This is a genomic window from Undibacterium paludis (genome assembly GCF_022568815.1).
Lineage (GTDB): Bacteria > Pseudomonadota > Gammaproteobacteria > Burkholderiales > Burkholderiaceae_D > Undibacterium.
Genome location: NZ_JAKZHX010000008.1, coordinates 180,011 through 194,669, shown reverse-complemented (window position 1 = coordinate 194,669; position 14,659 = coordinate 180,011). Strand labels below are relative to the sequence as shown.

Annotated in this window: 14 protein-coding genes; 6 read left to right on the top strand and 8 right to left on the bottom strand. The window is 54.6% G+C overall.

From position 1 onward, the window contains the following. Positions 1 to 6: 6 nt before the first annotated feature. Together LZ463_RS15145 and LZ463_RS15140 are read right to left on the bottom strand one after the other, a co-directional pair. A complete protein-coding gene (locus LZ463_RS15145; RefSeq protein WP_241456661.1) occupies positions 7 to 747 on the bottom strand; it encodes an MBL fold metallo-hydrolase in 741 nt (246 codons plus the stop codon). Between the two features lie 132 nt (positions 748 to 879). After that, positions 880 to 1,749 (bottom strand): M50 family metallopeptidase, encoded by an 870-nt coding sequence (locus LZ463_RS15140; RefSeq protein WP_241456660.1) that lies wholly within the window; start codon positions 1,747 to 1,749, stop codon positions 880 to 882. 81 nt (positions 1,750 to 1,830) lie between these two features. Here LZ463_RS15140 and LZ463_RS15135 point away from each other — a divergent pair, with 81 nt between their 5' ends. From LZ463_RS15135 to LZ463_RS15125, 3 genes are read left to right on the top strand one after another with little or no spacing between them, the layout of a single operon-like run. Further along, on the top strand, positions 1,831 to 2,166 hold the full coding sequence (locus LZ463_RS15135; RefSeq protein ID WP_241456659.1) for a winged helix-turn-helix transcriptional regulator: 336 nt from the start codon (positions 1,831 to 1,833) through the stop codon (positions 2,164 to 2,166). A gap of 5 nt (positions 2,167 to 2,171) precedes the next feature. Next, the gene (locus tag LZ463_RS15130; RefSeq protein ID WP_241456658.1) at positions 2,172 to 2,471 is read left to right on the top strand and encodes a hypothetical protein; all 300 of its coding nucleotides are present in this window, start codon (positions 2,172 to 2,174) and stop codon (positions 2,469 to 2,471) included. Positions 2,472 to 2,531: 60 nt separating this feature from the next. Next, positions 2,532 to 2,951 (top strand): hypothetical protein, encoded by a 420-nt coding sequence (locus LZ463_RS15125; protein ID WP_241456657.1) that lies wholly within the window; start codon positions 2,532 to 2,534, stop codon positions 2,949 to 2,951. 202 nt (positions 2,952 to 3,153) lie between these two features. Here the strand turns inward: LZ463_RS15125 and LZ463_RS15120 are convergent, their stop codons facing one another. The 4 genes from LZ463_RS15120 to LZ463_RS15105 form a co-directional block, all read right to left on the bottom strand. Continuing rightward, positions 3,154 to 3,912: a spondin domain-containing protein gene (locus tag LZ463_RS15120; RefSeq protein ID WP_241456656.1), complete on the bottom strand. Its 759-nt coding sequence runs from the start codon at positions 3,910 to 3,912 to the stop codon at positions 3,154 to 3,156. A 10-nt stretch (positions 3,913 to 3,922) separates the two neighbouring features. Beyond that, positions 3,923 to 4,696 carry a spondin domain-containing protein gene (locus LZ463_RS15115; protein ID WP_241456655.1) on the bottom strand — a complete coding sequence of 258 codons (774 nt, stop codon included), beginning with the start codon at positions 4,694 to 4,696 and terminating at the stop codon, positions 3,923 to 3,925. A 305-nt stretch (positions 4,697 to 5,001) separates the two neighbouring features. Next, positions 5,002 to 6,084 (bottom strand): calcium:cation antiporter, encoded by a 1,083-nt coding sequence (locus tag LZ463_RS15110; protein ID WP_241456654.1) that lies wholly within the window; start codon positions 6,082 to 6,084, stop codon positions 5,002 to 5,004. Between the two features lie 31 nt (positions 6,085 to 6,115). Then, entirely contained in the window at positions 6,116 to 6,721 is a 606-nt protein-coding gene (locus LZ463_RS15105) for a histidine phosphatase family protein (RefSeq protein WP_241456653.1), read from the bottom strand. Positions 6,722 to 6,966: 245 nt separating this feature from the next. On the opposite strand from LZ463_RS15105, the gene LZ463_RS15100 reads away from it, so the two are divergent. After that, positions 6,967 to 8,907, top strand: coding sequence for a COG3904 family protein (locus LZ463_RS15100; RefSeq protein ID WP_241456652.1), 1,941 nt, complete (start codon positions 6,967 to 6,969; stop codon positions 8,905 to 8,907). 251 nt (positions 8,908 to 9,158) lie between these two features. Then, positions 9,159 to 10,565, top strand: a complete 1,407-nt coding sequence (gene fumC, locus LZ463_RS15095) for a class II fumarate hydratase (RefSeq protein ID WP_241456651.1) — start codon at positions 9,159 to 9,161, stop codon at positions 10,563 to 10,565. Positions 10,566 to 10,908: 343 nt separating this feature from the next. Here the strand turns inward: fumC and LZ463_RS15090 are convergent, their stop codons facing one another. Continuing rightward, a complete protein-coding gene (locus LZ463_RS15090; protein WP_241456650.1) occupies positions 10,909 to 11,424 on the bottom strand; it encodes a GNAT family N-acetyltransferase in 516 nt (171 codons plus the stop codon). 51 nt (positions 11,425 to 11,475) lie between these two features. Here LZ463_RS15090 and LZ463_RS15085 point away from each other — a divergent pair, with 51 nt between their 5' ends. Next, on the top strand, positions 11,476 to 12,441 hold the full coding sequence (locus LZ463_RS15085; protein WP_489686122.1) for a LysR family transcriptional regulator: 966 nt from the start codon (positions 11,476 to 11,478) through the stop codon (positions 12,439 to 12,441). Between the two features lie 10 nt (positions 12,442 to 12,451). Here the strand turns inward: LZ463_RS15085 and LZ463_RS15080 are convergent, their stop codons facing one another. Then, positions 12,452 to 14,440 carry a sulfatase-like hydrolase/transferase gene (locus tag LZ463_RS15080; RefSeq protein WP_241456649.1) on the bottom strand — a complete coding sequence of 663 codons (1,989 nt, stop codon included), beginning with the start codon at positions 14,438 to 14,440 and terminating at the stop codon, positions 12,452 to 12,454. Positions 14,441 to 14,659: the final 219 nt, after the last annotated feature.

Below are 14,659 nucleotides of genomic sequence, written 5' to 3'. Positions count from 1 at the left end.
GCCCTGTCAGTGTTGGCAGCAGGCAGGCTGCGCCACAACATGCAGGCGCCGTACATGTGCCGCCACCTCCTGCGCAGGCAAAGGACCGCCATGGCCCATGTAAAAACGCTCAACTCCTGCATCCAGCAAGTTCTGCAACTGTTGCGCCACGACCAGCGCATTGTCTTCAAACGGAGGGCGGATGGCATGTCCGGTCCTGAGCAAGCCACCCAGCAAGATGCCAGACGCCAGCAAATCGCCCACCATGGCGTCGCGACTGGGCAACTCCACAGACAGTGAACCGGCCGTGTGCCCCGGTGTTGGCTTCAACAGTCCGGTAATGCCATAGCAGTTCAAGTCCAGCGTGTCGTCACCGCTCAGCAGGATATCAGGTGTAAACGGCTGGTAAGGCTGCAATATCAAACCAGTGCGCAAGAACAGGCGGCCGAACCAGCCCGTAGAACAGAAATGCATCTGCTGCTTTTGCTGATAATACGCCAGGTCGCCGTCATGACCCGCTATCGGCGCACCGGACAACTCACGTAATGCTGCCGCACTGCCGGCATGGTCAACATGCGCATGGGTTATGACGACCAGCCTGATATGTGACTGATCAAGTCCATGTCGTTTCAATGCCCGGATTATCTTTCCCGCAGACCCTGGCAAGCCAGTATCAACGACGATGCAATTCTGTCCCTGTATGATCAGATGGCAGTTGACCATGCCAAACGGCAGAATGCTTATTCTTTGTATCTGTGGTGCAGACATGTTTGCTACTCCCTCAAGTGGATGAAAACGTATGAATGCGCGCGCCACGCCATTGTGAGCAATCAACCTGTTTTCAACAAGTACGCACTATTTCGTGAGATAGTCACCCTGAGGTAAGTATGGAATATCGATTCATTTACCCGAGGTCAGTCCGGGAGCCTTCAGGGCTCTGGTAACACCAAGCGCAAGCAGTGCAAAATTCAGGCAGGCTATCAGGAGGGCAAAGAAAACAAAGACCAGCCAGGGGATAGACTGCGCACTGAAGGGCAGGAACAAGGACGCGAACACACGGGCATCGGAATACATGCCATTAGGCAGGGCTTCGTAACGGAAGATGTAGCTGGTATCGCTAAAAGCTGCATAACACATCACAATACCCAGCAACTGCAAGACCAGTCTTTGCAAAGAGTCTGGCATACGCAGTAAAAACAGCAGTGCAGCGATCATCGAAACTGGCAATAACAGGGCCAACAGATGACTGACATGCCATTGCGCCAGCAACGCATCATTGGCGCCGCCAAGCATAAGCGGTTTGAGCATGTAATAAGTACCGCTGCCAAAGAACAGTATCAGGACCAGGTAAGGCAGCAGCAATTTCTCCATCCTGGTCGAGGCAATCAACAACAGGCTGCCAAACACAGCTGGCCCCAGCAAACCACCAAGCAATACCAGACTCTGCGCGCCCCCGCTGGTGATTGCTACTCCACCACCCAGGTCCATCTGAAACCAGTGAAATGACCCACCACTCACCAGGCTGGCAAGGCCATGCCCCATCTCATGCACAAATACTCCAAGGTAACGCAGGGGCGCTGTAGGCCAATACATCATATATGCCACTTCAGGGAGCAAGAGCGGTGCCACAATCCACAGCAGAAAAAATACTGCCATCAGAAACAGCAGACTGCGCCTGTGGCCAAGGCCGCGATTACTCGCGGCGCTGTATGCTGACGTGGATGATGCCGACGCGACCCTGACTGTCTTGAGTGCTTTCAAGAGGCTCATACTATTCCAGACAAGATGAAAATATCATGCATAGTGTAAACCAGCTATCATGAAGCCAGGCAAACATCAACAGCAGACGCAATGAAACAGCAATGGCATACAGAAAACCCCATCCGCTGCCCCATGGTCAGGACCATCAACCTGATCGGCGGTAAATGGAAACCCGTTATACTGCACATGCTGTGCGACGGGACCATGCGTTTTGGTGAGCTCAAGAAGAATATCCCACCAATCAGCCAGAAGATGCTGACCCAGCAATTACGCGAACTTGAAGCTGATGGCATCATCCACCGTGAAGTTTATGCTGAAGTGCCCCCAAAGGTGGAATACAGCCTGACGGCACTTGGCTGTACGCTCAAGCCCCTCTTGCAGGACCTATATGCCTGGGGCCAGAATCTTCCGGACCAAGAAACCTGAAACATATGACTGCAAAATTACTGATACTCGACCTTGACGAAACCCTGCTCTACGCCACCCAGGCCCATTCAGGCAGCGAACCTGATTTTTTCTTCTTGGCCATCACTGCTACCCGCGCCCTCATGTCAGGGAATTCATTGCCTATTGCCTGGCGCATTTTGACGTGGCTGGCGAAAATCTTATCCGCCTGTGCCTTGCCCGGCACAGATGGAGTGATCAGACCATATCAGCTTCAGATTAAATACCATAAAGACAATAAAACCGTAAAAAACCCCTTTTTATTGCCGTCAAACAATATGGAATAAAAACCCTGGGCTTTCCGGCATAGTAAAATCATCAAAAACCCGTCATTCCCGGAAAATTGCATGCCCAAGAAGAATGAACTTACCTTGCTGATGGCAAAAGTTCTGTTGAAATTTACGTCTGATTCCACCAACGTGTGGGACCAGACGTATTTTCGATTTTACTCATCCGATGTAGCGCCCACCGCTTTCCAGTTCATGATCCGCAAGAACCGTGAACTGTCTGTATTGAGCGCCGTGCCTGAATACACCTCCCTGCTCGAACCGCTGATGTTGTCACTGTTCGACGAAATGCAGGCAGAAGTCCACAAACGCCCGCTGGTGGCTGTACTGACCGTCCACGCAGACAAAACCTATGCACTGAAGCTGGACTACCACAACCCCCATGCCAATGAAATCGGCCTGCTGGATCTGGGGACGGCGAATTCGTACTTTGTCAACAACGAGGTTGATATCCCGATAAATAAGGTCGACCGGTCGTAAACAAAACAATCGTGACTAGAGTTACTTTTCCCATGTTTTACGGATAAGGTTTGAGAGTTTCAGTACGATGTCCGTCATGGAAGTCAGGGTATTCAATGTCGTACTGCATGCTTAAAGCGCTTGAAGAAGAATGTCCAGCCCCAATGGCGCTGGGCATTCTTCAAGTGGAACTGGTTTGAGTTGTCAGTTCTCAGAGCTCGTATCATTGAATGCGTTTAACAGTCAGAACGGCAACCGGATTATCCCAGCGATGTGCCTGTGTCAGTGCTGAGGTCGGCAAACCATCATCTTTGCTGACCACACCTGGATGCAAAGTGACTACATTAACGACATCATCACGTGCCGGGTTAAATCCTTCACGCTTTCCTCCAGAGTTTTGTGTTGCCGGTCCAGGCACCGTGTCGGCGCTTTCGGTATTGCGCTCCGTGCCGGCATCATAAGAAAGCAGTCTGAAATTTGACTCTGCACCAACAGGTATTTGCGCCAGCGATTGTCCACTGATGCCAGTGAAACCATCATTGGTATTACCCAACATGCTGGCCAAGGAAAAACGCAAAGTTCCCAGACTGGACGCTGGTACCGTCAAGCTGACTACGGATTTATTGCCTGCCCCGGGCAACAACGGCCCGCCAGAACCTACTGCTGTTGCATAAACAGACTTTGATGCGTTCGCCAGGGCCGCAAGCGGTGCCGATTCACCGCCCTCAGCCAATTTCTCCAGCTCCACAGAGGCAGTCTCACCCAAGGAGAACAGTTTAAAACCATCGTCATGAGCGACTGCAACCATGGGACTAAGAGGCTGTCCGGCAGTCAGGTTGACCAGCGTAACTTCAAACATTGCATTCACCGGGGTAGAAACTGTAGTCTGTGGCGGCATCGTCTCATGTCCGCCACAAGCACTGAGAACAGCCGCAGTCGCCAGAGAGATTGCCATAGTTCTTACACGTAAGGAATTGTGCATCTCACACTCCTTATTTGACGGTCAGAACAACGCGGGCAACCGGATTCAACCAGCGATAGACGGTATTGTCCAGAGCGCTTGGGCCGCCATTGGCGCTCCCGACAATTCCCCTGTGTATGTGAACAAAACCTTCTTTGGTCGCATTGCTGAAACCTGTCGCATTGGGGTTGATATCACTCGATAACTTACCTGTTGCATCATTCAGGAAAGCCGGGAATATCATGCCTGGTTGATTAATACCACCAGCGGCGGCCTTCTTTTCGTCGTTGGCTTCAGTACCGGCATCGTAGGCGTTAACATTGTAGGTATAAGTACCAGGCGCGGTCGGGATATCAATGGCATTAAGTGCGATGAATCCATCATTGGTTGGTACCATCATGGCCAAGATTGTCAGTTGTGAATTACTGGTTCCTGCACCTCCGCTAAAACTGACCGTGGTGGCACTTCCACCTGGTTTCAACGGGCCTTTGGCTGGATCAACTACCTTTACCGAACTCACCGGCAAGATAGCCTGCATACCGCTTGTGTCCCCGGCTTCAGCAATGCTCTGAATTTCAACACTGGCGGCAGTACCTTCAGTAAATGACTTGAAGCCAGCCGGGTGGGCAGCAACCAGCATTGGCGTAAACCAGGTGCCGCGTGTCAGATTGGTGACAGTGACAGTCAAATCCGACGCAAAGGCTGCTGGTGCCGCTACGCATACGGCGCACGCCAGCAAGAGTTTTTTAAACAGGAAAGTATGGCCAGGATTGACTGGCGCGGTGTGTGTATCAGTAGTATACATTTTATCGACGGTCTCGGTTTGATTTGGATAATTTCAAATAGCTCAAAAACAGGGAGAGCTTCCTTAAGTCGATGAAATGTCTTTCGTCTTACAACTTTTTTTAAATATTTTTTTGTTCAATGACAGTCACCAAAGGAAACTGAATACTTGAACAATAGTGCTCTAACCCGATTCTGCATTTACAGAAGTTAGATTCTCTGCTGAAAGGAGATAGATCCGACAGCTTCCCTATCGCAGAATTAGACAGATCACTTGATGGAATATATTTGCTGACAATTTTATTCAAGAGGGTGAGTCTGTTTTACTCAAGGCACCACCGTCGTAAACAAATACACCGCAAAAATCACGCAATGGATAGTCCCCTGCATGATGGTGGTACGCCCCGTCCCCAGCGACAGCGAGGTAATGAACAGCGACAGCAACAGCAACACGGTAGCCTTGGCGTCAATACCCAGGGTCAGTGACCAGCCAGTGACGAGGGAAATGACGGCCACCACCGGTATCGTCAGCCCTATGCTGGCCAGGGCGGAACCCAGGGCCAGGTTGATGCTGGTTTGCAGGCGGTTGGCGCGAGCGGCGCGGAAGGCGGCGACGCCTTCCGGCAGCAGGACGACGATGGCGATGATGATGCCGACCAGGGCCTTGGGTGCACCGGCAGCAGCAACAGCATGCTCCAGCGTTGGCGCCAGCGCTTTGGCCAGCAGGACCACTGCTCCCAGGCAAAGCAGCAGCAGGCCGGCACTGCTCCAGGCAACGGCATTGCCCGGCGGTTCTGCATGGACTTCTTCATCGCCAGGGGCAACAGCAGGCAGGAAGTAATCGCGATGGCGTACAGTCTGCACCAGTACAAACGTACCGTACAACACCAGCGAAATAATCGCGATGAAGCTGAGCTGGCTGGGGCTGTAATAAGGCCCGCTGACGGTCGACGTATAATTGGGCAAAACCAGGGTCAGTATCGCCAGCGCGGCCAGCGTCGCCAGTGAAGTGCTTGCGCCACGCAGGCTGAAGCTCTGTTCTTTGTGCAGACTGGCGCCAGCCAGCAGGCACAGACCGATGATGCCATTAAGGATGATCATGATGGCGGCAAACACGGTATCACGCGCCAGGCCGGACGTGGCTTCACCACCGGCCAGCATCAGCGACACGATCAGCGCCACCTCGATCAATGTCACGGCCAGGGCCAGCAAGAGTGTGCCAAATGGTTCACCGATCTTGTGCGCCACCACTTCAGCATGGTAGACGGCAGTCAGTACGCCGCCAAACAGGGCCAGCGTCAGCAGCACCGCATACAGGCTGGCTGAAGTCAGCAGGCTGCCTGCCAGTATGATCCAGGCGACAAAGGGTGTGATGATGGACCAGGGCGGTAGTTTGGCTGAAGTGGTCATGCAGGCGTCCCTTTAAGATGATAAGTGTATGTTACTGGCAATTACGCAGCGTGGCAGCACTGTCTGCCGTCATGTCCAAAGGCGCATCGGCAGCACCGTAGCGTGACTGGATCAGCCGGGCTGGTTGCGCGGGTTTGGTTGCGGGCAGCAACACCAGCATGTGGCCAAAGCTGTTTTCACAGAATTCCTTCACGGTCGGCGCACCCAGTGCAGTAGCGATGGCAGGCACGGTATTGCTGTGCCCTACTACCAATACTGTACCACTGCCGGCACGCACTGCTGCTGTGACCTCGGCAACGTGGGCGGCACTTTCGCCACGGCGTGCTTCGATTGCCTGCACAGCCAGGCCGTTTGCCGTAGCGACCGCTTGGGCAGTTTCACGGGTACGGCGGTATTGCGTGGTGAATATCTGTGTCACACCACTATGTTGCAACGCTGCTGCCAGGGCCTGCGCCCTGGCCTGCCCGGCTGCGGACAAACCAGGGTCGCCAGGTTTGTCGCTGTCCGGGGCTTTTTCTGCATGACGCACGAGAATGATCAGCTCAGGTTCAGCAGAAGTGTCACTGTGCCATAGGGTGGCAATCAGCGAAATAAGAAGCAGTGTGACCCGGTGACGTAACAGTCTTGTGGCATTCATCTGGTCACTTTCATTTAAAAATTTTCATAGACGGATACAGCTCTCCGAATAATATTCATCGATCAATACAGCATCATATAAGCACCTGTACAATCCGGCCAGCCTGCCAATCTGAGTATGTAACATACTGATACGGCATATATTTTTTAACCTGCAAGTGCAGGGCGACAGGCGTGCACATGTACAATCAGGTTCTCATCTTGAAATCCTTGGAATCGGGAACTGCTGGCGTCATGGTTAAAAATATGCGAAGCATCAATCTGGCATTGATGATACTACTGAGTTTATCCCCTCTGCTTAGCTCGCACCAGAGCGGTTTGACGACGATTTATGAAGACCTGGGTGCGATGTTTGGTGTGTTGTTGATCGCCTCGTTTTATTACGTGCCATGGCGCGCGCTCGGTGACAACAGCAGTGTGCGACGCATCGCTGCTGCCAGAGTGTATGCCGGTCTGGTCATGCTGCTTGTACTGGCAGGTTTGTATTTTGTGGCAGGCAGGAATGGCGCCCGGGAAAGTGCCGCACTGCCCATGGTCATCGCCCCGACGTTTTTTGTGCTGACCGGCATCCTGAATTTTTTTGCTTTCAATAAAAAACTGATCGAGTTGCGCAATCACAATAAAATGCCAGATGAGGCACAGGGCCAGGATAAAAAAGCGCAGGAGCGTCAGACAGCCAACTATATTCTCGCACACTGGCGCGGCGAACTGCCGCTGGCGCAATCCTATTGGATCAATGCTGTCCTGCTGGGTAACCTGGTACTGAGTTACGCACTGTTGAATTTGGCCAGAATAATAGAAAAAGCACATTTTTCACTGCGCCAGCTGGCTACATTCATGCTGGCTGCCATCATTGTGGGCAGCCTGGCCTGGCTGTGGGGCGTTGTCGGTGTCTGGCGTTCCGTGAGCAGGTACAGGTCAGGTAATGGTGCTGGCTGGATCGTTGCGCTGGTCGTGCTGACGCTGTGTGGCAATGTCATCTTCATGGCGCATAATTTTGTCCGTGCCCAATGGCCACAGATGCGTGAATTTTATGCCCTGGCCATGGGCAAGGACAAGATGCCCCCCATAGAAATCAAGTCGACACCCCAGAGCGGATCAATCTACCTGAGCGCGTATTTTGGTGAAGGCAGCGCTGACCGCTTTGCCGAAGCCTTGCGCCGGTCGCCACAGATACGCACCATCGTCCTGAATTCATCCGGTGGGCGCCTGCTCGAAGCCGAAAATATCGCGCGCATGATACGGGAAAAGCAGCTCGACACCTATGTCGAAGGACTGTGCGCCAGTGCCTGCACTTACGTTTTCCTGGCAGGCAAGGACAGGGCAGCCACACCCAATGCCCGCATAGGGTTTCATCAGCCCAGCTTCCCTGGCGTGCAAGGCTTTGAACTGGAAATGTCAACAAAAAACATGCTTGACAAGTATCGCCAGGCCAAGCTGCCAGAAGCATTCATACAAAAGATAGGCAGCACAAAATCTGAAGACATGTGGTACCCCAGCCGTGAAGAAATGCTGGCGGCCGGTGTCATTACCCGTACCTCACTGGGCGATGAAACCGGTTCCCGCAGTTTTTCCATTGCTGATTCAAAAGAAGGCATCGTTCAGTCCCTGCTCAGGCAATCACTGTGGCGTGTTTATGAACAGCACCTGCCTGGCCGCTTTAAAGAAGTGGTCGACATGATCTGGAACCTGAAAACCCAGGGCAAAAGTGATGCAGATATTCATGCGCAGATACAGGCAATGACAGGCAGGGACTATATCGCCGCATTGAAAGTCACGGACAATACCAATCTCGATGAATATGCCCTGCTGGTGTACGACGAGTTGCGTGAAGCCAGGCAGATCAGTACGACAGCCTGCCACAAGATGCTCAATGGTGAATTGAATGCCGGCCTGACCTTGTCCCGCAAACTGCTGGACAGAGACAGCAGGTTGATGGAAAAAGTATTGATGTCTACACCGCGCAGTGACGTCTATACCATGCAGTCGCGCGAATTTGCCGACAGCGCACGCAGACTGTCAAGCTCACTGTCACGCATACACCAGCAGGTGACTGCCGATATGAATGCCTACGCCGACCAGCCTGACCTGCAATGCGAAGCCTTCATCGCCCTGTACAGCGCCATACTGAAACTGGAAGACCGGGACAGACATATCATCATCAGCGGACTGGTGCAGGCAAAATAAGCCCAGGCAGACAGTAAGAACCTGTTGACGATCTGTAGCGAGCGTGCGTCAGTGGGGTAAGGGTAACAAAAGAGCAGCGCAAAAAGCGGAATGTACTTGAGTACATGCGCATGTTGAGCACCACATGAGCCTCGATCACGCACGCGCAGTAAGATCGTCAACAGGTTCTAAGGGCAAGCCTGCCAGAGTTTAGGTATCATGATGACCATCCTGAACCAGCATGTTTGTCATTTAGTGAGGAGTACCTGATCATGAAATCTACAGCAGCTTCATCCGCCGGCCCGCAACGAACCGAACGCGACACCTTTGGCGACATCGCCGTCCCCGCCAATGCCTTGTGGGGCGCGCAAACCCAGCGTTCGCTCCATCACTTTGCCATTTCTACAGAAACCATGCCGCAGGAACTGATACTGGCGCTGGCGCGTGTCAAGCGCAGCTGTGCCCAGGTCAACAGCAACCTGGGCCTGCTCGATGAGCCAGTCGCACAGGCCATTGCCCAGGCGGTCGAAGAAGTGCTGGCTGGCACACACCCGCATGCCTTCCCGCTGTCGGTCTGGCAAACCGGGTCCGGCACGCAAAGCAACATGAACATGAATGAAGTGCTGGCCAACCGTGCATCTGAATTATTGGGCGGCCCGCGTGGCATGTCACGCCTGGTGCACCCGAATGACCAGGTCAACAAGGGCCAGTCATCGAACGATGTCTTCCCCACGGCCATGCACGTAGCCGCCGCCACCGCAGTGATACAGCAACTGCTGCCATCACTGGCCAAATTGCGCAGCACGCTCGATGCCAAGGCGAAAGAATTTGCCGACATCATCAAGATAGGCCGCACCCATTTGCAAGACGCCACACCGCTGACCCTGGGCCAGGAAATATCAGGCTGGGTGGCACAGCTTGATTACGCAGAACAAGCCATACGCCATACCCTGCCCGCCCTGCAGGAACTGGCCATAGGCGGCACCGCCGTCGGCACCGGTCTCAATACCCATGCCGACTTTGGCGCACTGGTCGCCGCCAGCCTGACACTCGACATCGGCATCGCCTTCAGCGCCGCCCCCAACCGCTTTGCCGCCCTGGCTGGTCATGAAGCCATGCTGGCTGCCCACGGTGCGCTGAAGACCCTGGCCGCTGCCCTGATGAAGATCGCCAATGACATACGCTGGCTGGCATCCGGCCCGCGTTCGGGCCTCGGTGAATTGCAGATACCAGAAAATGAACCCGGCTCATCCATCATGCCGGGCAAGGTCAACCCCACCCAGTGCGAAGCCATGACCATGCTGTGCTGCCAGGTCATGGGCAATGATGTGGCGCTCTCCATCGGTGGCGCATCAGGCAATTTTGAGCTCAATGTCTTCAAGCCCATGATCATCCACAACTTCCTGCAAAGCACCCGCCTGCTGGCAGACGGCATGGCCAGCCTGGACGAGCACTGCGCCCAGGGCATGCAGGCCAATCGCCCGCGCATCAAAGAATTGCTCGACAACTCGCTGATGCTGGTGACAGCACTTAACCCCTACATAGGCTATGACCGCGCCGCCGCCATCGCCAAGCACGCCCACAGCAAAGGCACAACCCTGCGCGAAGCTGCACTGGGCCTTGGTTATGTCACGGCAGAAGAATTTGACACCTGGGTCAAGCCTGAGGATATGGTGTAAGAAAAGCTGACCGCCAGGATTCGGTGCGCGCACCGCCTGCTATTTAATGTGCCGCAAAATACAGGGTAATACGCACCGCCAGCAATTAGCCGCCCCATCGTCATGCCAGACTTGATCTGGCATCCAGCGTCGTTGAACTGTGTCGTCTGTTTTACCCAGAACGGAAAAGCGGTGACTCCGCATACCACCTGTGCATGTACTGCATCAGGACACAAACAAAGCCACTGGATACCGGATGCCGGATCGATTCCGGCATGACAGGTTTGAGCGTAGTGCGCATAACGAAGACATCAGTAATTAAACGCCGCAAAGCATGTGCCCTGCCCAGTGCTACAGATTCAACTCAATCAACCCCAACCGCTTCCACGCGCGGCCGGCCCTGCCCGGCTGCAAAACTCAGCAAACCCTCACCCGCCAGGCGGTAACGCACCCACTCGTCCTGCGGCTGCGCACCGATGGACAGGTAAAACTGTATCGCCGGTTCATTCCAGTCCAGCACGCTCCATTCCAGGCGGCCACAGCCGCTTTCTACCGCCACCTGCGCCAGATGACGCAACAGGGCCTTGCCTGCGCCGCTGCCACGATGGGCTGGCGAGATATACAAATCCTCCAAATACATGCCCTTGCGGCCCAGCCAGGTGGAATAACTGAGAAAGTAAACCGCATAGCCGACCACCTGCCCGTCTATGCTGCAGATCAGGCCACGGGCCGGGCTGTCGGGTGCGAACAGGCTTTGCCGGATGTCGTCGACACTGGCGATGACTTCATGCTCTGCCCTTTCATAAATGGCCAGCTCGACGATATAGGCGTGGATGAGGCCAGCATCATCAGGCTGGGCGGGGCGTATGGTGATGTTCATGCTTGTCCTGAAAGAAAACGTATTTGCCACATCCTAACAAGCCAGCCTACAATGCGGCAAGTGCAATTACTTCACACTATCATGCATGATATGCATCTTGATTTGCGCAAGCTCGATTTGAACCTGCTGCTGGTCTTCCACGCCCTGTTTATCCACCGCTCGGTAACGGCAGCCGCCCAGGCTCTGTCACTGAGCCCGTCGGCCCTCAGTCATGCACTGGCGCGCTTGCGCGACGCGATTGGGGATGAATTGTTTGTGCGGCTCGACAACCAGATGCAGCCTACCCTGCGGGCCGAACAGATAGCAGAAACCGTCAGCCAGGCACTGGCGCAATTATCAGCCGGGCTGAGCCTGAACCAGCGTTTTGATCCAGCCAGCAGTATGCGCCACTTTGTCATCTCGGCCAGTGATTACACAGCCTTTGCCATCCTGCCGCGACTGATCAACCACTTGCAACATGTCGCACCGCATATCACGCTGCGCATGGTCAACACCGGCCAGAAACTGGCCATCGCCGAACTGGCGGCGGGCCACATCGACTTTGCCCTGGGCTATGATGAAGAACGCACGCCCCTGCCCGCCGGCATGGAAGAACTGGACTGGCTACAGGATGACTACGTCGCCATCGCCAGCAAGCAACACAGCCGCATACGACGCAAGCTGACACTGGCGGCCTACCTCAAGGCCCGCCATGTCGTCGTCACGCCGTGGAATGAAAGCCGTGGCGTGATCGACTATGTACTCGACGGCATGGCCCTGCAAAGACAGGTGGCGGTGCAGTTGCCAAATGTACTGGTCGCCCCCTTCATCATTGCCGGCGGCGACCTGGTGATGACCCTGCCCCGCCTGGCGGCTGTCACGCTGGCCCAGGCGGCCGACATCGCCATCTACCCTGCGCCATTTGCCATACCGCCCTACACCCTTAAAATCTACAGCCACAGCAAATACGCCCGCAGCGCGGCGCACTTGTGGCTGCGGCAGCAGATGATGGAACTGGCGACTGCTACGCCACCATAAGGCCCCGATCTCAGCTTGGTGGCTGCCCGTCTGCCACGATACCCATGTCCTGCATGTTCTGCGGCGTATAGCCAGCCTTGAGCAGGGACCGGTTCAATTCCTTGCGCATATGGTGCAGGGCAAGTTCCGTCTCTGCCAGGCCCAGGCCATGTTCAAGAATAGTAGCGACGCGCAGCACCGGCTCACCGGTCTGTTTGTCCCAGTGCAGAAGGTTGATGTTTTCATTCGGGTCTACCTTGTGGTTATACAGTTCCCACTGGGTATTGGTCGGATTTTGCGGTTCCCAGTAGCGCACCAGCTTCCACGGTGTTTCAAAATAGGATTGCACATGGTTGGGCTGCACCACCGGGCCAGGCGTGGTCAGCGGCTGCTTCTCGGTCGGCTGGCCGGTCGGGCTGGTCATTTTTTCGGTAATGCTGACATACCAGTCATAGGCTTCGGGGCTGTAACTGGTGTCGAGCGGCGCGGTGATATTGTCATCAGACACAAACAGCACACCCTTGCGTTCTGGCTGCGATGTCTTGCCCAGAATGACCGGTGACAGGTCTTCACCGGCCAGCGGCTTGACACTGTGGCCCTGCATAAACCTGGCCAGGCTGGCCCGCTCGGCCTCGTCATAACCTGCCAGGCCCAGCAGGGTCGGCACCCAGTCCACATGCGTAGTATGGCAATGCACACTGCGCATGGCCTTGTCAGGGTTCACCAGCGGCGACGAAATGATGGCCGGGATGTGTGTCGCCTCCTGATAGGCGCCATACCATTTTTCTATCTGCCCGCCATGCGCACCTGCCAGCTCGCCATGGTCAGACGTAAACACGACGATGGTGTTTTTATCGAGACCGCTTTCGTACAGGCGTTCAAGCACACTGCTGATCTGGATATTCACCAGGTATTGCAGGTAGAGATAAAACTCTGTGTAGTTACGATACCATTCTTCAGCATTGCTCTGCATCTTGAAAGGATAAGGCGAAGGGACAACTGCATATTCACCCCGCAGCGTCGTCAGCGCCAGCTGGAACTTGTACGAATAATCGTACTGGCAATCAGGCTTGGTCGACAAATCACTGCGCCAGTTGGCCGGCAGCTTCACCTCCCCCAGCTTGAAACCACCAGGGTTGAGCGGCACCCGGTAAGTACCGACAAACTGATTCGGTGCCTTGCCATAAGTGGGCGGCTGGCTCAACACACCTTTATGTGGTGCGCCATACGGTGTAATGGGTTGCGGCTTACCTGAGCCCGATGCCGACGCCGTGCCCGAACCCGCCTGCCCGACCATGCCGGACTGATCCACCGCAGGCCGCCACGGGAAAGGATAACCGCCAATATCATGCGGATTAACAAACGAGGCCACCGCCACCCAGGGCCGCACATTGAAAGTGGCATTGGTCGGGTTGTTGCTGTTGATCATGTTCGCTTCCACCCCCAGTGCCTTGCGACGCAGGAAGGTGTTGACCAGATCGGTATAACTGGTGTCGCGGTACACCCCCAGATTGGGCGTGCCAAAACGCTGGTCAGACGGCGTTGAATATTCCCAGTCGGCAAAGCCCCATTGTTCCAGGCTGCCGGTTGCCGGGTTGGACAAATCCCAGCGGCCAAAATAATGCGTCTCATACCCTGCCGTGCGGAACCAGTCCCCCAATGTAGGCACGCCATCTTCCGGCAACCAGGGAAAAGCCGGATCGCTATCGACCTTGAACATACCCTCAGTCTGCGTGACGCCACTGCGCACACTATACTGCCCCGTCATGATCGTCGCCCGCCCCGGCACGCAGGCAATGCTGGAACAGGTATGCTTTTGCAGCGTCACCCCGTGCTCACGCAGCTTCACAAAGCCTGGGAACAGGTCCGCATAGGGATTGCTCGCCAGATCCCCTTCCTGAAACCGCAAAATCTGATACAGCGGGTCCAGCGCATCATTCGGCGAATGCGGCGGATAACGCATCTGATCCACCATGATGAAAAGGATATTCGGTCTTTGTACAGATGTATTGGCACTCATAATCATCTTTCTTGCGGGCTAATGTGTTGAACAACGGAAAAACAGCAGAAAAGTCCCCAACACCTGGCGGCAACGGCGTGCGCAGGCAAGAGCACAGTTAATCAATTTACAATTAACTAATAGTCAATTCTAGTGCGAATGGATAAAAAAGCAAGAGATAGTGTGCAGGTCGTGGAAGGAGGATGACCGAAGAGAATGATTAAATTTTCAACATGTATG

Bases quoted from the DNA above. Each gene is read 5' to 3' on its own strand.
- LZ463_RS15145 (WP_241456661.1), bottom strand. From the start codon at position 747: ATGTCTGCACCACAGATACAAAGAATAAGCATTCTGCCGTTTGGCATG.
- LZ463_RS15140 (WP_241456660.1), bottom strand. From the start codon at position 1,749: ATGAGCCTCTTGAAAGCACTCAAGACAGTCAGGGTCGCGTCGGCATCA.
- LZ463_RS15135 (WP_241456659.1), top strand. From the start codon at position 1,831: ATGAAACAGCAATGGCATACAGAAAACCCCATCCGCTGCCCCATGGTC.
- LZ463_RS15130 (WP_241456658.1), top strand. From the start codon at position 2,172: ATGACTGCAAAATTACTGATACTCGACCTTGACGAAACCCTGCTCTAC.
- LZ463_RS15125 (WP_241456657.1), top strand. From the start codon at position 2,532: ATGCCCAAGAAGAATGAACTTACCTTGCTGATGGCAAAAGTTCTGTTG.
- LZ463_RS15120 (WP_241456656.1), bottom strand. From the start codon at position 3,912: ATGCACAATTCCTTACGTGTAAGAACTATGGCAATCTCTCTGGCGACT.
- LZ463_RS15115 (WP_241456655.1), bottom strand. From the start codon at position 4,696: ATGTATACTACTGATACACACACCGCGCCAGTCAATCCTGGCCATACT.
- LZ463_RS15110 (WP_241456654.1), bottom strand. From the start codon at position 6,084: ATGACCACTTCAGCCAAACTACCGCCCTGGTCCATCATCACACCCTTT.
- LZ463_RS15105 (WP_241456653.1), bottom strand. From the start codon at position 6,721: ATGAATGCCACAAGACTGTTACGTCACCGGGTCACACTGCTTCTTATT.
- LZ463_RS15100 (WP_241456652.1), top strand. From the start codon at position 6,967: ATGCGAAGCATCAATCTGGCATTGATGATACTACTGAGTTTATCCCCT.
- fumC (WP_241456651.1), top strand. From the start codon at position 9,159: ATGAAATCTACAGCAGCTTCATCCGCCGGCCCGCAACGAACCGAACGC.
- LZ463_RS15090 (WP_241456650.1), bottom strand. From the start codon at position 11,424: ATGAACATCACCATACGCCCCGCCCAGCCTGATGATGCTGGCCTCATC.
- LZ463_RS15085 (WP_489686122.1), top strand. From the start codon at position 11,476: ATGCGGCAAGTGCAATTACTTCACACTATCATGCATGATATGCATCTT.
- LZ463_RS15080 (WP_241456649.1), bottom strand. From the start codon at position 14,440: ATGAGTGCCAATACATCTGTACAAAGACCGAATATCCTTTTCATCATG.